At 58.2% G+C, this 17,647-nt stretch carries 15 protein-coding genes; 10 read left to right on the top strand and 5 right to left on the bottom strand.

All coding sequences use genetic code 11. From position 1 onward, the window contains the following. The first annotated feature begins 38 nt into the window (after positions 1 to 38). The gene (fur, locus tag QC816_RS13925; RefSeq protein WP_066316169.1) at positions 39 to 491 is read left to right on the top strand and encodes a ferric iron uptake transcriptional regulator; all 453 of its coding nucleotides are present in this window, start codon (positions 39 to 41) and stop codon (positions 489 to 491) included. A gap of 136 nt (positions 492 to 627) precedes the next feature. On the opposite strand, the gene recN is transcribed toward fur, so the two are convergent. After that, positions 628 to 2,301, bottom strand: coding sequence for a DNA repair protein RecN (recN, locus tag QC816_RS13920; protein WP_309782871.1), 1,674 nt, complete (start codon positions 2,299 to 2,301; stop codon positions 628 to 630). 197 nt (positions 2,302 to 2,498) lie between these two features. On the opposite strand from recN, the gene grpE reads away from it, so the two are divergent. The 4 genes from grpE to QC816_RS13900 all read left to right on the top strand — a co-directional run bounded on the left by grpE (position 2,499) and on the right by QC816_RS13900 (position 7,511). Then, entirely contained in the window at positions 2,499 to 3,137 is a 639-nt protein-coding gene (gene grpE / locus QC816_RS13915; protein ID WP_309782869.1) for a nucleotide exchange factor GrpE, read from the top strand. Between the two features lie 123 nt (positions 3,138 to 3,260). Further along, positions 3,261 to 5,195 (top strand): molecular chaperone DnaK, encoded by a 1,935-nt coding sequence (dnaK, locus tag QC816_RS13910; protein ID WP_085920327.1) that lies wholly within the window; start codon positions 3,261 to 3,263, stop codon positions 5,193 to 5,195. 176 nt (positions 5,196 to 5,371) lie between these two features. Then, complete coding sequence (dnaJ, locus tag QC816_RS13905; RefSeq protein ID WP_085920326.1) at positions 5,372 to 6,523, top strand: molecular chaperone DnaJ; 1,152 nt, start codon at positions 5,372 to 5,374, stop codon at positions 6,521 to 6,523. Between the two features lie 88 nt (positions 6,524 to 6,611). Continuing rightward, the gene (locus QC816_RS13900) at positions 6,612 to 7,511 is read left to right on the top strand and encodes a DMT family transporter (RefSeq protein ID WP_085920325.1); all 900 of its coding nucleotides are present in this window, start codon (positions 6,612 to 6,614) and stop codon (positions 7,509 to 7,511) included. On the opposite strand, the gene QC816_RS13895 is transcribed toward QC816_RS13900, so the two are convergent. The 3 genes from QC816_RS13895 to QC816_RS13885 are packed head-to-tail and all read right to left on the bottom strand — an operon-like array spanning position 7,489 to position 10,431. Next, the gene (locus tag QC816_RS13895) at positions 7,489 to 8,238 is read right to left on the bottom strand and encodes an ABC transporter ATP-binding protein (protein ID WP_085920324.1); all 750 of its coding nucleotides are present in this window, start codon (positions 8,236 to 8,238) and stop codon (positions 7,489 to 7,491) included. The genes QC816_RS13900 and QC816_RS13895 overlap by 23 nt on opposite strands. Next, a complete protein-coding gene (locus tag QC816_RS13890) occupies positions 8,232 to 9,311 on the bottom strand; it encodes a FecCD family ABC transporter permease (RefSeq protein WP_309782866.1) in 1,080 nt (359 codons plus the stop codon). The genes QC816_RS13895 and QC816_RS13890 overlap by 7 nt, the downstream gene beginning before the upstream one ends. Further along, positions 9,301 to 10,431, bottom strand: coding sequence for an ABC transporter substrate-binding protein (locus QC816_RS13885; RefSeq protein ID WP_085920148.1), 1,131 nt, complete (start codon positions 10,429 to 10,431; stop codon positions 9,301 to 9,303). Before QC816_RS13885 ends, QC816_RS13890 begins: the two co-directional genes overlap by 11 nt. Positions 10,432 to 10,688: 257 nt before the next feature. Here QC816_RS13885 and QC816_RS13880 point away from each other — a divergent pair, with 257 nt between their 5' ends. The 5 genes from QC816_RS13880 (at position 10,689) to greA (ending at position 17,173) form a co-directional block, all read left to right on the top strand. Next, positions 10,689 to 10,970 carry a DUF2218 domain-containing protein gene (locus QC816_RS13880; RefSeq protein ID WP_085920149.1) on the top strand — a complete coding sequence of 94 codons (282 nt, stop codon included), beginning with the start codon at positions 10,689 to 10,691 and terminating at the stop codon, positions 10,968 to 10,970. A 98-nt stretch (positions 10,971 to 11,068) separates the two neighbouring features. Beyond that, the gene (gene dapB / locus QC816_RS13875; RefSeq protein ID WP_309782863.1) at positions 11,069 to 11,875 is read left to right on the top strand and encodes a 4-hydroxy-tetrahydrodipicolinate reductase; all 807 of its coding nucleotides are present in this window, start codon (positions 11,069 to 11,071) and stop codon (positions 11,873 to 11,875) included. A 377-nt stretch (positions 11,876 to 12,252) separates the two neighbouring features. Continuing rightward, a complete protein-coding gene (gene carA, locus QC816_RS13870; RefSeq protein ID WP_309783082.1) occupies positions 12,253 to 13,398 on the top strand; it encodes a glutamine-hydrolyzing carbamoyl-phosphate synthase small subunit in 1,146 nt (381 codons plus the stop codon). A gap of 71 nt (positions 13,399 to 13,469) precedes the next feature. Further along, entirely contained in the window at positions 13,470 to 16,700 is a 3,231-nt protein-coding gene (gene carB / locus QC816_RS13865) for a carbamoyl-phosphate synthase large subunit (RefSeq protein WP_085920152.1), read from the top strand. Continuing rightward, on the top strand, positions 16,697 to 17,173 hold the full coding sequence (gene greA / locus QC816_RS13860; RefSeq protein ID WP_085920153.1) for a transcription elongation factor GreA: 477 nt from the start codon (positions 16,697 to 16,699) through the stop codon (positions 17,171 to 17,173). Before carB ends, greA begins: the two co-directional genes overlap by 4 nt. Positions 17,174 to 17,291: 118 nt before the next feature. Here greA and yhbY read toward each other — a convergent pair whose 3' ends face one another. Next, on the bottom strand, positions 17,292 to 17,618 hold the full coding sequence (gene yhbY, locus QC816_RS13855) for a ribosome assembly RNA-binding protein YhbY (protein WP_085920154.1): 327 nt from the start codon (positions 17,616 to 17,618) through the stop codon (positions 17,292 to 17,294). Positions 17,619 to 17,647: the final 29 nt, after the last annotated feature.

The following is a 17,647-nucleotide window of genomic DNA, read 5'->3' as shown; positions in this document are numbered from 1 at the left end:
ATCATACCCGACCTAACCTGTTACTGCGAAGAGCAACCATGGCCGATAAGAACCATGAATTACGTAAAGCCGGGCTGAAAGTGACCCTGCCGCGCGTCAAAATCCTGCAGATTCTCGAAACTGCATCGGGTCAGCACCACCTTAGCGCAGAAGAAGTGTATAAAACACTGATAGATGCGGGCGAAGATGTGGGGCTGGCAACTGTCTACCGTGTGCTGACTCAGTTCGAGTCGGCGGGCCTCGTTATTCGTCATAATTTCGATGGCGGCCACGCGGTATTCGAGATGACGCAAGAAGATCACCATGACCACATGGTGTGTCTGGAAAGCGGTGAAATCGTTGAGTTCGTTGACGAGATCATTGAGCGACGCCAGCAAGAAATCGCTGAAGAGCACGGCTATGAATTAGTTGACCATGCGTTGGTGTTATACGTGCGCCCCCGAGGATCGGACGTAACACGCCAGGACAGCGGGCCGACTAATAAGAAATAGGGGCTAACCCTAGCTCAGGCTTTGATGCACGCCCTAATGCCTCTAGGCTGCCTGGCTTAAATACCAGGCGGCCTAGGGGCGTTTTATTGCGCGCTTGAAATACACGGTTGCCCAGCAGCCCTTCGACCCGCCATCGTCAGTGGGGCTGGCGCTGGCTGGCATTGAGCATTTCACGGGCATGGGCCAGGGTTTGGTCCGAGAGTTTGACGCCGCCCAGCATGCGGGCCAGCTCGCTGACTCTGCCCTGTTCATCCAGCAGGGCCATGTGCGTCAGGGTGGTATCGCGCCGGGCGTGTTTCTCAATGTGCAGGTGCTGGTGAGCCTGGGCGGCCACCTGAGGCAGGTGGGTGACGGTCATTACCTGGCCGTTTTCGCCCAGCTTGCGGAGCAGCTGGCCGACAATCTCTGCAGTGGCACCGGAAACCCCGACGTCGACTTCATCAAACACTAGGCTTGGTATGGTTGAGTGAGACGCGGCGACGACCTGGATAGCCAGGCTGATGCGCGAAAGCTCACCGCCAGAGGCAACTTTGGTGAGCGGTCTGGCGGGCTGTCCGGGGTTGGCGCTGATTAAAAAGTGAACCTGATCGACGCCTTCCGCCGCCGGTGTATCCCTGGGCGTGACCTCCACTTCAAAGCGTGCCTTGCCCATGGCCAGGAAACTTAGCTGCTGCTGGACCTCCTTCCCCAAATGGACGGCGGCTTTCTGGCGTCCCTCGCTCAGGTGCTTGGCGTCACGTCGATAGCGCTCGCGAAGTTCCGCTACCTGGGCACCCAAGGCCTCGATGTCGTTCTCGCTGTTATCCAGTTCGGCCACTTCCCGGCTCAACTCCGCATGCAGTGCACAAACCTCTTCGGGTGCCACATGGTGCTTGCGGGCAATACGGTGCACGTCCGCTAAACGCTCTTCCACCCACGCCAGGCGCTCGGGGTCGAGTTCGGTGGTGCTGGCGAGGCGGTTGAGCTCGCTGGCGGCCTCTTCGACCTGAATGCGCGCGTCGCTGAGCATCGCCAGAGTGTTAAATAACGTGCCCTTATCGCTGCCCGGCAAGGCGCTTAAATGTGTATAAGCCTGGTTGAGCAACGATAGTGCCCCGCCCTCGTCGCTGGCGCAGCAGTCAGCAGCAAACTGCGTTTCGCGGAGTGTTTCATCGGCGTGGGCCAGGGAGTGTTGTTCTTCTTCAAGGGTTTGCAGTTCGCCTTCAGCAAGGCCCAACTGATCGAGCTCCTCCACCTGATAGCGCAGCAGCTGTCGCTTGGCTTCTACCTCGCTGCCGGCTTCCTTGCGCTGCTTGAGGCGACGGTTGGCGCTGCGCCAGTCACGGTACGTCTCGGCCAGCTGCTGGGCGGTGTCGCGAAGGCCCGCATAATCGTCGAGTAGTGCGAGATGGGTTTCTTCGCGCATCAGCGCCTGGTGGGCGTGCTGGCCGTGAATCTGCACCAGGTGTTCCCCAAGCGCTTTGAGGTCGCTGATCGTGGCCGGTTGTCCGTTGATCCATGCTTTGGAGCGCCCGCTTGCCGTTACCACCCGCCTTAACAGGCATTCGTCACTGGGCAGTTCGCGGCTGCTAAGCCACTCGCTTGCCGCGGGCAAATGCTGAATATCAAAACGCGCTGAGAGGTCAGTGCGTTCGCTGCCATGGCGCACGCTGCCTGCGTCGGCGCGTTCGCCCAGGCAAAGGCCCAGTGCGCCGAGCAGAATCGATTTGCCGGCCCCGGTCTCGCCGGTAATGGCGGTCATGCCATGGGTCAGGTCGAGTTCCAGGTGCTCAACGATCGCGTAATCTCGAATGGCAAGCTGAGTCAACATGAGGGCCTCCTGAGGCGCAGCGGAACGAGCGTAGTCAATGCGTCTGAATATTGTTGTTTTATACAGTAGTCGAAAACACGCTTCAATGCCCACTTGAGATGGCTTTTATGGTCCCCATATACGGTGCAGAGCCAATTTACGTTGCTATTTATTATTTGGGCGTATCGCACGCCTCTCGAACGTTGCAGGAGCTAGGCATGGCAAAAGAACCGCAAACCCCGATGGACGACGAGCTGGCTCGCCACGAGCAGGAAGCAGAGACGCCGGAGCAAGAAGCTGAAGATCGCCTGGTTGAAGGCGAACTGGAAGGCCTTGTCAATGACGATGAAACCGTCGTCAATCGTGTCGAGGATGAGGCTGAAGTCGATGCGCTGGCCGCCAAGGTGCAGGATCTGGAGCAGCGTCTGGCAGAAGCCCAGGATCAGTCACTAAGAGAAGCCGCCGAAGCGCAAAACGTGCGCCGCCGGGCGGAGCATGAGGCTGAAAAGGCGCGCAAATTCGCCTTGGAGAAGTTTGTTAAAGAGCTTCTGCCGGTCATCGACAGCCTGGAAAAAGCGCTTGAGTCGATGCAGGAAGACGCCTCCGAGGTTCATCGCGAAGGGGTCTCGATGACCCTGAAGATGCAGCTGGATGTGCTGAGCAAGTTTGGCGTTGAAAGCATCGATCCCCAGGGCGAGCCGTTTGACCCACAGGTCCACGAAGCCATGGCGATGGTGCCGAACCCTGAGCAGGAGCCAAATACGGTCATGGAGGTCATGCAGAAGGGTTACTTGCTGAATGGACGCCTGGTCCGCCCGGCCATGGTCGTGGTCAGTCAGAAAGCGAGTGAGTCATAACGCAGTAAAGGCCTAAAAAGGGCCTTGAAAAGTCTCAGGTGGCCCCCAGATAAAGGGGCAACCCCGCGGGAAATCCCGCAACCAGTTTGATGTATTGAAACAACCGAATACGAGGTTCTTATTATGGGACGCATTATTGGTATTGATTTGGGCACCACAAACTCCTGTGTATCGGTGCTCGATGGCGACAGTGCAAAAGTCATTGAAAACGCAGAAGGCGGCCGTACGACGCCGTCCATCATTGCGTACACCGAAGACGGTGAGACGCTCGTCGGTCAGGCCGCCAAGCGCCAAGCGGTGACCAATCCTGAAAATACGCTTTACGCTATCAAGCGCCTGATTGGCCGTCGTTTCAAAGACGACGTTGTTCAGAAAGATATCAAGATGGTGCCGTACAAGATCACCGAAGCCGATAACGGTGATGCCTGGGTAGAAGTGAAAGGCCAGAAAATGGCACCGCCGCAGGTGAGCGCGGAAGTGCTCAAGAAAATGAAGAAGACGGCAGAAGACTACCTTGGTGAAACCGTCACCGAAGCGGTCATCACCGTGCCGGCTTACTTCAATGACAGCCAGCGCCAGGCCACTAAAGATGCAGGCCGCATCGCCGGTCTGGATGTCAAGCGTATCATCAACGAGCCGACCGCAGCGGCGCTTGCCTATGGCATGGACAAGTCACGCGGTGATAAAACCATCGCGGTATACGACCTGGGCGGCGGTACCTTTGATATTTCGATCATCGAAGTCGCCGATGTCGACGGCGAAACCCAGTTTGAAGTGTTGGCCACCAACGGTGACACCTTCCTGGGTGGTGAAGACTTCGATCTGGCGCTGATCAACTATCTGGTTGACCAGTTCAAGTCGGACAGCGGTATTGACCTGTCAGGCGATAACCTGGCCATGCAGCGTCTGAAAGAAGCCGCCGAGAAGGCCAAAATCGAACTTTCCAGTGCCCAGCAGACCGATGTCAATCTGCCCTATATCACGGCCGATAACACCGGTCCGAAGCACCTGAACGTGAAAGTGACCCGCGCCAAGCTGGAGTCGCTGGTAGACGATCTGGTGCAGCGCTCGATGGAACCCTGCAAGATGGCGCTGAAAGATGCCGGCCTGTCGGCCTCCGAGATCGACGACGTTATCCTGGTCGGTGGTCAGACGCGCATGCCGCTGGTTCAGCAAAAAGCCGCTGAGTTCTTCGGCAAGGATGCACGTAAAGACGTCAACCCGGACGAAGCCGTGGCCGTGGGTGCCGCAATTCAGGGCGGCGTTCTGGGTGGCGACGTGAAAGACGTGCTGCTCCTCGATGTAACGCCGCTGACCCTGGGCATCGAAACCCTGGGTGGCGTGATGACGCCGCTGATCGAGAAAAACACCACCATCCCGACCAAGAAGACGCAAACCTTCTCCACGGCGGATGACAACCAGACGGCGGTGACCATCCACGCCGTCCAGGGTGAGCGCAAGCAAGTGTCGCAGAACAAGTCGCTGGGTCGCTTTGACCTTGCCGATATTCCGCCGGCGCCGCGCGGCGTGCCGCAGATCGAAGTAGCCTTCGACCTGGATGCCAACGGTATCCTGAACGTCTCCGCGAAAGACAAGGCGACCGGCAAAGAACAGTCGATCGTCATCAAGGCGTCCAGCGGCCTGACCGAAGACGAGATCGAGCAGATGGTACGCGACGCCGAAGCCCACGCCGACGAAGACAAGAAGTTCGAGGCGCTGGTGCAGTTGCGTAACCAGGCGGACGGCATGATCCACGCCACCCGCAAGACGCTGGAAGAAGCTGGTGACAAGGCGACCGATGACGAGAAGCAATCCATCGAAACCGCGATCACCGAGCTGGAAGAAGCTACCAAAGGCGATGACCAGGAGCTGATCCAGCAGAAACTCGACGCACTCACTGAAGCGTCTGGCCAGCTGGCACAGAAGATGTACGCCGAGCAGGCTGAAGGCGCCGAGCAGCCGGGTGAGGAAGGTGCCGAGCAGGGCAACGCCAAGCCCGATGAAGACGTGGTCGACGCCGAGTATGAAGAAGTCAACGACGATCAGAAAAAGCAGTAAGCGCTCTTTCTGACGAGGTAGGCGGCGACGCGGGGGGCAACTCCCGCGTTGCTGTTTCCACGTCAAAGACGCAAAAAGCTTAATGTGTCGTTAAATACTGTGTCTTAAATACTCTGTCGTTAACACATAGTTAAATGTGCAGTTGAATGCGTAGCTAACCAAGAGGCGTAGGACCCATGTCCCAACGCGATTATTATGAAATCCTGGGTGTCGACAAAGGGGCCGATCAGAAAGAGATCAAGAAGGCCTACCGTCGCCTTGCGCAAAAATATCACCCCGACCGCAACCCGGAAGACGATACTGCCGCGGAAAAATTCCGCGAAGTGTCAGAAGCCTACGAAGTCCTGACCGATAGCGAAAAACGTGCGGCCTACGACCAGTTTGGTCATGCCGGTGTCGATGGCCAGGGCGGTGGCTTTGGTGGCGGTGGTTTCGGCGGCGGTGGCGCTGGCGATTTCAGCGACATTTTCGGCGATGTGTTTGGCGATATTTTCGGCGGTGGCGGCGGGCGTCGTCGTGGTCCCAATGCCCCGGCGCGCGGTTCTGACCTGCGCTATAACCTGGAGCTGGACCTGGAAAATGCGGTCTCCGGTACCACGGTTGATATCCGTGTGCCGCGCCATATTGAATGTGACCGTTGTGACGGCGGCGGTGCTGAACCGGGGTCAAGCAAAGATACCTGCCCCACCTGCCATGGCCACGGCCAGGTGCGTATGCAGCAGGGCTTTTTTGCGGTTCAGCAAACCTGCCCGACCTGCCATGGCTCAGGCCAGCACATCAAGGTGCCGTGTCACAAGTGTAACGGCGAAGGGCGCGTGCGCGAGACCCGGACACTGTCGGTGAAAATCCCGCCGGGTGTGGATACCGGCGACCGTATCCGCCTGAACGCGGAAGGCGAAAGCGGCATCAATGGCGGCCCGCCAGGCGACCTGTACGTCCAGGTGGCCATCAAGCCGCACCATATCTTCCAGCGTGATGGCAAGCACCTGCAATGTGACGTGCCGATCAATTTCGTCGATGCAGCATTGGGCGGTGAGCTGGAAGTGCCGACACTCGATGGTCGAGTGAAGCTGAAGATTCCGCCGGAAACCCAAACCGGCAAGATGTTCCGGCTCAAGGGCAAGGGCGTCAAGCCGGTTCGCGGCGGCGTCCCTGGCGACCTGCTGTGCAAAGTCGTGGTGGAAACGCCCGTCAAGCTCAGCGAGGAACAAAAGAACCTGCTGCGCCAGTTCCAGGAAAGCCTGGACGGCAGCAACAGCCACCATTCACCCAAGAAAACCGGCTTCTTCGACAGCGTGAAGAAGTTTTTTGAAGAGATGAAGCCGTAATGTTGGGGAGATAGCCAACCGTCGGCTGTTAAGCGCAAAAACCCTCGGTCCGCCGGGGGTTTTTGCTGTATGGGGAGTGCTGCGCATCATGGATAACCTTCAGGATAGGCCCGTAACAGGGATTTTGCTCAGGGTCCTGTCAGGTCTTCTGTTTACCGGCATGCTGGTAAGCATCAAGGCGGTCAGCGATGCTGTGCCGGTCGGCCAGTCGGTGTTTTTTCGCTCGCTGTTTGCGTTGTTGCCGATCGTGGTGTTTCTGGCCTTGCGCCATGAATTCCCTCGTGGCCTGGCAACGCGTCGTCCGCTGGGTCATGCTCTGCGCTCTGGGTTGGGAGCGGCGGCCATGTTCGCCTCCTTTGCGGCGGTCGCGATATTGCCGGTTGCCGAGGCCACGCTGCTCGCTCAACTGACACCAGTGTTCATGGCGGTAGGCGGGATATTGCTGCTGGGTGAGCGGTTTTCGCTCTATCGAGCAGGGGCGATTGTATTAGCGCTCAGCGGAATGGCGGTATTGGTGCTGCCTGGGTTGGGCAAGGATGGGGCGCATGGCCAGGTGGCCGGCTATGCGCTGGGCGCGCTTAGCGCCTTGTTAACGGCAGGGGCGCTGTTGACCGTTCGGCGGATTTCACGCACGGAAACGGCGGGTTCCATCGCGTTCTATTTTATTCTGGTGTCGTCGTTGGCAGGCCTTGCAACCCTGCCATGGGGCTGGGCGGCGCTTAGCCCGGTCGAGTTTGGGCTGCTGGTGCTCTCGGGCCTGTTTGGCGGGGCGGCGCATATCGCGATGACGCTGGCATTACGCTACGCGGAAGCGTCCCGTCTGGCACCCTTTGAGTATATTGCCCTGGTTTGGCCCGTATTGGCGGATTGGATGTTGTTCGGGATACCTGTCTCGAGTGCCTTTCTGCTGGCACTGCCGCTGATGCTGAGCGGGGTGGCGCTGGCCGCCATGGAAGGGCGGCGGCTTAAATGGCCTCTTCGACGATAAGCTGCGGGCTGCCTTTTGAGCAGGGCTCGATCCGCGCATTGACCCGATAAACGGATTGCAGCAGCGAGGGCGTGATGACGTCCTCCGTGGGACCGCAGGCAATCAGGCGGCCATGTTCGAGGACCATGGCGGCATCGCTGAAGCGCAGCGCATGGCCCAGGTCATGCAACGCCACCAGAATGAGCATCTGGCGCTCATTGGCCAGCCGCCTTAGCACACCCAGCAGGCTAATCTGGCGGTTAAGGTCGAGCGCCGAGGTGGGCTCGTCGAGCATCAGGATCTCGGGCTCCTGGACCAGCGCCTGGGCGGCACTGACCAGTTGGCGCTGCCCACCGCTCAGGTCGCCGATATCACGCTCGCCAAGCACGGCAATGTTCAGCTCATCAAGGGCGCGATCAACCTGGGCCAGGTCCTCGTTTTGCACTTTCAGGCTGCGTCCCTGCATGCGCGCTAACAGTACCGACTCATACACCGTCAGTACCGCTCTTGCCCCCGTGTCCTGGGGCATATAGGCCACGGGCCGCTCGGCACTGGTACCGCTGATAGTGACCTCGCCGTCACCTTTCAATAGGCCCAGGATGCGGCGAAAAAGGGTCGATTTACCGGCGGCGTTAGGCCCCAGCAGGGCGACCATCTGCCCACCCTGAAAGGCTGGTGTCGTAATGTCCTGGATAATGGGAGTACGCCCGTAGCGGGCGGAAACATGAGTCAGCTGTAGGGTTACCATGACGCCTTCTTGTGGTTAAGCACGAGAAATAGAAAGAAGGGAATGCCCACCAGTGAGGTAATGATACCAATGGGGATGATGGTGCCGGGGATGATGATTTTGGAAATCACGGACCCGACGGAAAGAATCAGCGCGCCACACAGCGCCGAGCCGGGCAGGAAGAAGCGCTGGTCTTCGCCTAGAAGGATGCGTGCAATGTGCGGCCCGACCAGGCCAATAAAGCCGATGGTGCCCACAAACGCCACTGCAATCGCGGCCAGTAGCGATACCAGTACCAGCACTTCCAGTCGCAGCGCGCGAGGATTCACGCCCATGCTTTCGGCCTTGGCATCGCCCAGTCGCATGGCGGTGAGCGCCCAGCCGTGACGTGCCAGTAGCGGCATCACCATGGTCAAAATGCTCAGCGCGATCCAGAATTTTGGCCAGGTGGCTTTGGTGAGGCTGCCCATGGTCCAGAACACCACTGCGGCTACGGCCTGCTGGCTGGCAAAAAACTGAATCAGCGCCATGAGGGAATTGAAGATAAATACCATCGCAATGCCCAGCAGCACGATGGTTTCCACCGTCACGCCGCGCTTGAGGCTGAGCGCATGGATGAGAAAGGCGGTGACCATGGCCATCAGAAACGCATTGATAGGCACCACGTATTCGATGGCCGCCGGGATAATCGCGACGCCAAAGGCTAGCCCCAGAGCGGCACCAAAACTTGCGCCCGCCGAAATGCCCAATGTGAAGGGGCTGGCCAGCGGGTTGCTCAGGATGGTTTGCATCTGCGCCCCGGCGATGGAAAGGCTCGCGCCCACCACCAGCGCCATCAGGGCTACTGGCATGCGGATTTCCCAGAGGATCACCCGGGCCTGCTGGCTGACGCTGTCGGGGGTGAACAGCGCGGCCATGACCTCGCCCAGGCTATAGCGCGCAGGGCCGAGGGCAAGATCGACGCACAGGCTGAAGAAGAGCGCGACGACCAGCGCCGCCAGAATCATCTGGCGGCGAAACACTTGGCTGCGATAAAAGGCGCGCCCCTTTGAATCCTGCGCGTTGGGCGTTGTCGCGATGCTCTCAGTCGTCATTCAAGGATAACCAGTAGCCGGGTTCATAATCGATGGGTAAAAAGCGATCGTGCAGTTCCGCCATGGTGGCTTCCGGGTCCAGGTCCGCAAACAGGTCGGGGTGCAGCCATTTCGCCAATCGCTGGATAGCGACAAAATAGTAGGGGCTGTTATAGAACTGGTGCCAAATGGCGTGGACATTATCTGACTCGACCGCCTGAATACCGGTCATGGCGGTGCGTTCGGTGAGGGCCTCGAGCTTGGCCTGCGCCTTCTCCATGTCAGCGCCAGGCCCGACGCCGACCCAGTCGCCGCCTGGCACGTAGGCATCCCAACTGCCGCCAGTCACTACCATGTGGTCTGGGTCAGCAGCGATAATCTGCTCGGGATTCAAGGTGCCGAAGGTGTTGGGGATAATGTCCGCGGCAATGTTGGTGCCACCGGCCAGGGCGACGTATTCGCCAAAGTTGGCAGGGCCAAAGCTCATGCAGCATTCGTCTGAGTAGCCGCCCGCTCGGTCAATAAAGACGCTGGGTCGCTCGGGGTCGGCCTGCTCGATGACATCCGTGACCCGTGCAAGCTGTTCCTCGGCGAAGGTGATGAACTCTTCGGCGGCGGCTTCATCGCCCAACAGCTTGCCGATGATTCGCATAGAAGGAATGGTGTTTTTGATGGGGTCTTCGCGGAAATCCACATAGACGATAGGGATGTCCAACTCGGCCAGTTTGTCGTCGTAGCCAGCATCCTCGGTGGCGGTTTTGGCTTCAATGTTCATCATCACCACGTCGGGGGTAAGCGATGCAGCCTGTTCAACATCGAAGGTGCCGTCTTTAAAGCCGCCAAAAGTCGGGATCGCTTCAATCTCAGGAAAACGCTCAAGATAGCGTGCGTAGTTGTCGGGGTCAGCTTGGGAAAAATCCTCGCGCCAGCCCACTACATGCGCAAAGGGGTCCTCCGGTTCCAGTATGCCCACCAAATAGATTTGCCTGCCTTCGCCTAGAATAACCCGCTCGGCCGGCGCTTCTAGGGTGACGTTGCGACCGGCAACATCGGTCACGGTAATCTCGTCAGCTGAAGCGACGCAGCTCAATGCAGACAGTGCACCAAACAGCCATTTTGAAAAGTGGGTAGCTATACGCATTTTTATTACCAGTCGATAAAGTGAGCCAGTGGGGGGAGTCGCAATGCTCGCCAACGGAGCGTGAATGATTCAACTATGTCCTGCGTTTAATTCCTATTTGCAACAGAGATCATTATCGTGGAAACGACCCTGGCTGTCGAGAGGGGTAACCCCGTAAACGCCGCGTCACGCCAAGGGTGAAAACGCTGCTTGGCACTTATGGCTGCGCGGATTAGGCTAGTAGGTACTCACTTGCCACTTCTTTTGGAGAAAGCAGCATGCCGCTATCTCGTGCTGAAATCGCGACGCCCTCTGGCGAGCGCTTAATGAATCGCTTGTGCAAGCACTGGGCGCACGAGCTTGAGGTTGAGCACTCTGATCAAGAGGCAAAAATCGTTTTTGGTTCCGGTACTTGCCTGATGAGGGCCGATGACGAAACCTTGATAGTGGCGCTCGAGACACTGGAGGAAGGCCATCTGGACGAATTGGAAGGAGTAGTGGAGCGGCACCTGGTGCGTATGGCCGGTGATGAAGCGCTGGTCATCATTTGGGAAAATTGAGCGAGACCCGACGTCGAACAGGATAGTGGGTCTGTTATAATCACTTTCTTTTATTTCCTCTATGTTGATGCACTAGACCACTTAGCGCAGGAGTTTCCATGACCCGAGTTGCCATTGTTGGCGTCGCTGGCCGGATGGGCCGCACACTGGTAAACGCTGTTGAACAGGAGGCAGACGCCACGCTGGCCGGTGGCATTGTCGAGCCTGGCAGTTCCCTGACCGGTGCGGATATTGGCGAACTGGCAGGTGTTGGCAAGCGTGGTGTGAAGGCGGTGGATTCGCTGGAGGCCATCGTGGACGATTTCGATGTGCTGATCGATTTCACTGCGCCGCAGGTGACCCTGGCTAACCTGGCGTTCTGTGCCAAGCATGGCAAGCGTATCGTGATTGGCACCACGGGCATGAACGATGATCAACTGGCCCAGTTGGATAGCTACCGTGATGACGTCGCGATGGTGTTTGCACCCAATATGAGCGTGGGGGTCAACCTTACCCTGAAACTATTGGAAACCGCCGCCAAAGCGCTGGGCGATGAAGGCTACGATATTGAAGTTATCGAGTCCCACCATCGTCACAAGGTGGATTCGCCATCGGGCACCGCGATCAAGATGGGCGAAGTGGTCGCGAAAAGCCTGGACCGCACGCTGAAAGAGCACGGCGTGTTCGAGCGGGTGGGGCAGTGCGGCCCGCGTACCGATAAAGAAATCGGCTTTGCCACCGTTCGCGCGGGCGATATCGTCGGTGAGCATACGGTGATGTTCGCCACCGAAGGCGAGCGCATCGAAATCACCCACAAGGCCTCCAGCCGCATGACCTTTGCCAAAGGCGCGGTGCGCGCGGCGCGCTGGGTCGCGGGTAAGGAGAGCGGCCGCTACGATATGCAGGATGTGCTGGCGTTGAAATAGATAAAGGGCGCGTCTGCGATATGACAGTTCGGTCTCTAGGGGGTAGTCTTGGGTCAGAAATTCCTGTAACATTCCAAAAATTTTGGCCGAGTGGCTGCCTACAGGCAGCGAAATGTCTGCAGCGAAAGCACCGCGCTTGTTGCACTGGCCTCAGGTTAGAGAGAAATAGCTAATCGCTGCGCCATGACGGTTAGCCATGGATGAGAACAACAAGCGGGATGAAACCGATTTTTAATCGGCGTCATCCCGCTTTTTTACGGCCCCAGTTTAATGAAGATAGTTTCACTAATGAGCGTCGTGAATAACGAAGAAATTGCTGAGCCTGCGCCCACAGGCTCCCATCAGCCTGGGAGGATCTTGTTTTGAATAACACCGCATTGAGCAAACCCGCAATATTGGCTCTGGAGGATGGCAGTGTCTTCCACGGAACCGCCATTGGCGCGGATGGCGCCACAAGCGGTGAGGTGGTGTTCAATACAGCCATGACCGGCTACCAGGAAATCCTCACCGACCCTTCCTATACCCGCCAGATCGTTACCCTCACGTATCCCCATATCGGCAATACCGGCACTAACAGTGAAGACGTGGAATCTGCCTCTATTGCCGCTGCTGGGCTGGTGATTCGCGACCTCCCGCTGCTGGCCAGCAATTTCCGTTCCGAGCAGACGCTTTCAGACTACCTGAAAAGCCAGAACGTGCTGGGGATTGCCGACATCGATACCCGTCGCCTGACGCGCATTTTGCGTGATAAGGGGGCTCAGAACGGGGCGATTCTGGCAGGCGCTGATGCAGAAGGCGACGATGCGGTGGAACGAGCGCTGGAAGCCGCCCACGCGTTTCCGGGGTTGAAGGGCATGGATCTGGCCAAAGAGGTGTCCTGTAAGGCGGTCTATGAGTGGTCGGAAGGCGAGTGGGCGCTAGGTGAAGGTTATGCAGATGCGACGCAAGGTGATCGCCCCTACCATGTAGTGGCGTATGACTACGGTGTGAAATTCAACATTCTGCGCATGCTGGCGTCACGCGGCTGTCGTCTGACGGTGGTGCCAGCGCAAACCAGCGCCGCCGATGTGTTGGCAATGAAACCCGATGGCGTCTTTTTGGCCAACGGCCCCGGCGACCCGGAACCCTGCGACTATGCCATCAAAGCGATCCAGGACGTACTGGAAACCGATACGCCGGTGTTTGGTATTTGCCTGGGTCACCAGCTGTTGGCGCTCGCCTCGGGGGCAAAAACCATCAAGATGAGCCACGGCCATCACGGTGCCAACCATCCCGTGCAGGATCTGGATACCGGCACGGTGATGATCACCAGTCAGAACCACGGTTTTGCGGCGGACGAAGATAGCTTGCCCGCTAACCTGCGTGCTACGCACCGTTCACTGTTCGACGGCACCTTGCAGGGGGTTGAGCGCACCGATCGTCCGGCCTTCAGCTTCCAGGGGCACCCCGAGGCCAGTCCTGGCCCCCGCGACGTGGCGCCGTTGTTTGATCGCTTCATCGCCATGATGCAGGCGCGACGCTAACGCAATCGTTTGTTGCCGCCATTTATCGCCGTCTTTTGTCGTCCATCGTCACCATTTTTGCGGGAACCGTTATGCCCAAGCGTACCGATATCAACAGCATACTTATCATTGGCGCTGGCCCGATCGTTATCGGCCAGGCCTGCGAATTCGACTACTCCGGCGCCCAGGCGTGCAAGGCGCTACGTGAGGAAGGCTTCCGGGTGATTCTGGTCAACTCCAACCCGGCGACCATCATGACCGACCCGGTCATGGCCGATGCCACCTACATCGAGCCAATCACCTGGCAGGCGGTTGAAAAAATTATTGAAGCCGAGCAGCCGGATGCCGTTCTGCCCACCATGGGGGGGCAGACCGCGCTGAACTGTGCCCTCGATCTGGAAAAGCACGGTGTGCTGGCAAAGCACGGCGTCGAGATGATCGGCGCTAACGCCGATGCGATCAACATGGCCGAAGACCGTGACCTGTTCGATCAGGCCATGAAGCGGATCGGCCTGGAATGCCCGAAAGCGAAAGTCGCCCATACCATGGAAGAAGCCTGGGAGATCCAGGCCGAGCTCGGCTTCCCGACGATTATTCGCCCTTCCTATACCATGGGCGGCTCCGGCGGCGGCGTGGCGTACAACAAGGAAGAGTTCGAAGAGATCTGTATCCGCGGGTTTGAGCTTTCCAACAACCACGAGCTGTTGATCGACGAGTCGCTGCTGGGTTGGAAAGAGTACGAGATGGAAGTTGTGCGTGACAAAAACGACAACTGCATCATCGTCTGCGCGATCGAAAATTTCGACCCCATGGGGGTGCATACAGGCGACTCCATCACCGTGGCGCCGGCGCAAACGCTGACCGATAAAGAATACCAGATCATGCGTGACGCCAGCCTCGCGGTCCTGCGTGAGATTGGCGTGGAAACCGGTGGGTCCAACGTCCAGTTTGGTATGGACCCCAAGACCGGTCGCCTGGTGGTGATCGAGATGAACCCGCGGGTGTCGCGTTCCTCGGCGCTGGCCTCAAAAGCCACTGGCTTCCCGATTGCCAAGATCGCCGCCAAGCTGGCGGTGGGTTATACCCTGGATGAGCTGCAAAACGATATTACCGGTGGGCGTACACCGGCGTCGTTCGAGCCGTCTATCGATTACGTGGTGACCAAGATTCCACGTTTCACCTTCGAGAAATTCCCGCAGGCCAACGACCGCCTGACCACCCAGATGAAATCGGTGGGCGAAGTGATGGCGATCGGCCGTACCTTCCAGGAGTCGCTGCAAAAAGCGTTGCGCGGCATGGAAACCGGTAACGACGGCCTTGATCCCATCATTACCGATTTCACGTCTGACAATATGGCGGTGATTCAAGGCGAGCTTCAGGCCGCCGGTGCCGAGCGCATCTTCTTTGTCGCTGACGCCCTGCGTGCCGGGATGAGCGTCGAGGAGGTGTTTGCGCTCACCAATATCGACCGCTGGTTCCTGGTGCAGTTGGAAGATCTCGTGCTGAGCGAAGCCGCTGTGCAACGGCGTTCTCTTAGCGAGCTTTCCGCCCGTGAGCTTTACCAGCTCAAGCGTAAGGGCTTCTCGGATGCCCGGTTGGCCAAGCTGTTGGGCGTGGCAGAGAAAGATTTCCGCAAAACGCGCCAGGCCGCCGGCATTCGCCCGGTCTACAAGCGGGTGGATACCTGTGCGGCGGAGTTCGCCTCGGATACCGCCTACATGTACTCCACCTACGAAGAAGAGTGCGAAGCAGACGTCTCTGACCGTCAGAAAATCATGGTGCTGGGCGGCGGCCCCAACCGGATTGGTCAGGGGATCGAGTTCGACTACTGCTGTGTGCACGCGGCGTTTGCCATGCACGACGATGGCTATGAAACCATCATGGTCAACTGCAATCCGGAAACCGTCTCGACCGACTACGATACCTCTGACCGGCTATATTTTGAGCCAGTGACACTGGAAGACGTGCTCGAAATCGCCGACAAAGAGAAGCCGGTGGGCGTGATCGTCCAGTTCGGTGGCCAAACCCCATTGAAGCTCGCCCGCGAGCTTGAAGCCGCTGGTGTGCCGATTATCGGCACCACGCCGGACGCCATCGACCGCGCCGAAGACCGCGAGCGTTTCCAGCAGATGATCGACAAGCTGGGCCTCAAACAGCCGCCCAACGCCACTGCGCGCAGCTTTGACGAAGCCTTTTCCAAAGCTGATGCCATTGGCTATCCGTTGGTGGTGCGGCCCAGTTACGTCCTCGGCGGTCGGGCGATGGAAATCGTCTACGATGCTTCCGAGCTCGAGAACTACATGACCAACGCGGTGAAAGTCTCCAACGACTCACCGGTCCTGTTGGATCACTTTTTGAGCGCGGCGATCGAGATCGATATCGATGCGGTTTCCGACGGTCAGCAGGTAGTGATTGGCGGTATCATGCAGCACGTGGAGCAAGCGGGCGTTCACTCCGGCGACTCGGCCTGTTCGTTGCCGCCTTACTCGCTACCCGCCGCCGTGCAGGATGAAATGCGCGATCAGGTCAAGCAGATGGCCGTGGAGCTGGGTGTCAAGGGCCTGATGAACGTACAGCTTGCCTGGCAGGACGGCGAGATCTACGTGATCGAGGTCAATCCGCGTGCATCGCGTACCGTGCCGTTTGTCTCCAAGTGCATTGGTACCTCGCTGGCCCAGGTCGCGGCGCGCTGCATGGCCGGTCAAACCCTTGCTGAGCAGGGCTTCGATCATGAAATCGTGCCGCACTTCTATAGTGTTAAAGAGGCGGTTTTCCCGTTCAATAAATTCCCCGGTGTCGATCCGATTCTGTCGCCGGAAATGAAGTCCACCGGCGAAGTAATGGGGTCGGGCGAGACCTTTGCTGAAGCCTTCTTCAAAGCGCAACTGGGGGCGGGGGAGGCGATTCCTGCGCTCACCGGCGAGCGCAAGGCATTTCTGTCCGTACGTGAGCCGGACAAGCAGGGGATTATCGAAGTGGCTCGTTCTCTGCTAACATTGGGCTTTACTCTCTGTGCAACGCGTGGCACGGCAGCTGCCCTGGAAGCGGCTGGTCTGTCAGTGGAGCACGTCAATAAAGTCTACGAAGGTCGTCCCCACATCGTCGATCTGTTGAAGAACGACGAAATCGCCTACATCGTGAACACTACCGAAGGTCGCCAGGCTATTAACGACTCTTCGGTCATTCGCCGTACTGCTCTCGCGCGCAAGGTGCCCTATGCGACCACCTTGGCGGGCGCTAATGCCGTTTGCATGGCGCTTGAGTACGGTAGGGAGATTACGGTGCGGCGCCTTCAGGATCTGCATGCAGGAGCAAGTCAATGAACAAGGTCCCGATGACGATAGCGGGCGAAAAAAGTCTTCGTGATGAACTCAATCACCTCAAGAGCGAAGCTCGTCCCCAGGTGATTGCGGCTATCGCTGAAGCGCGCGAGCACGGCGACCTTAAGGAAAACGCCGAGTATCATGCTGCGCGTGAACAGCAAGGCTTTATCGAAGGGCGTATCCAGGAAATCGAAAGCAAGCTGTCAGGCGCCCAGGTAATCGATGTCACCAAGCTGCCAAAGACCGGGAAGGTGATTTTTGGCGTGACGGTATCACTGCTCAATCTGGATACCGACGCTCAGGTGACGTACCGGATTGTGGGTGAAGACGAAGCCAATATTAAGTCAGGACTCATCTCCGTGACCTCGCCGATTGCCCGTGCGCTTATCGGTAAAGAGGAAGGCGATGTGGTCGTGGTGACGACCCCGGGTGGCGACGTCGAGTACGAGATCGAGAGTGTTGAGCACCTCTGATTCAAGCTTGAGCGAAGCCTGAAACAAAACGCCCCCGCAACCATGGCTGCGGGGGCGTTTTGTCTGACGGCGGGTGCGGCATGCTGGCCTGGCGGTAGCTTCTGGCTCGTGCGGGGCGTTAGTGACGACCGTGGTGGTTTTCGAAGCGTTTGATGTTCGAAAGCTTGGGGTTCACTTGCGGATTGCGGCGATAGAGCAGCGCCATTTTGCCAATGGTCTGAACCGGCTCTGATTGGCTGTGGTTGATCAGCTCCTCGAGCATGGCGGCGCGCTCATCGCGCTCCGGTAATGCCAGCTTTACCTTGATCAATTCGTGGTCGTTGAGCGCACGGTCGAGTTCAGCCAGTAAATTGTCGGAAACGCCGTTTTCTGAAACGGTGACGACCGGATTCAAGTGGTGACCAATGCTACGAAATGCTTTCTTTTGTGCCTGTGACAAGCTCATGGTATCTTGCGGTATCCCAGTTTGCGCTT

Source organism: Vreelandella janggokensis, from assembly GCF_031451615.1.
Taxonomy (GTDB): Bacteria; Pseudomonadota; Gammaproteobacteria; order Pseudomonadales; family Halomonadaceae; genus Vreelandella; species Vreelandella janggokensis.
Note: the sequence above shows the minus strand (reverse complement) of the source record. Positions and strands in the feature narration are given on the sequence as shown.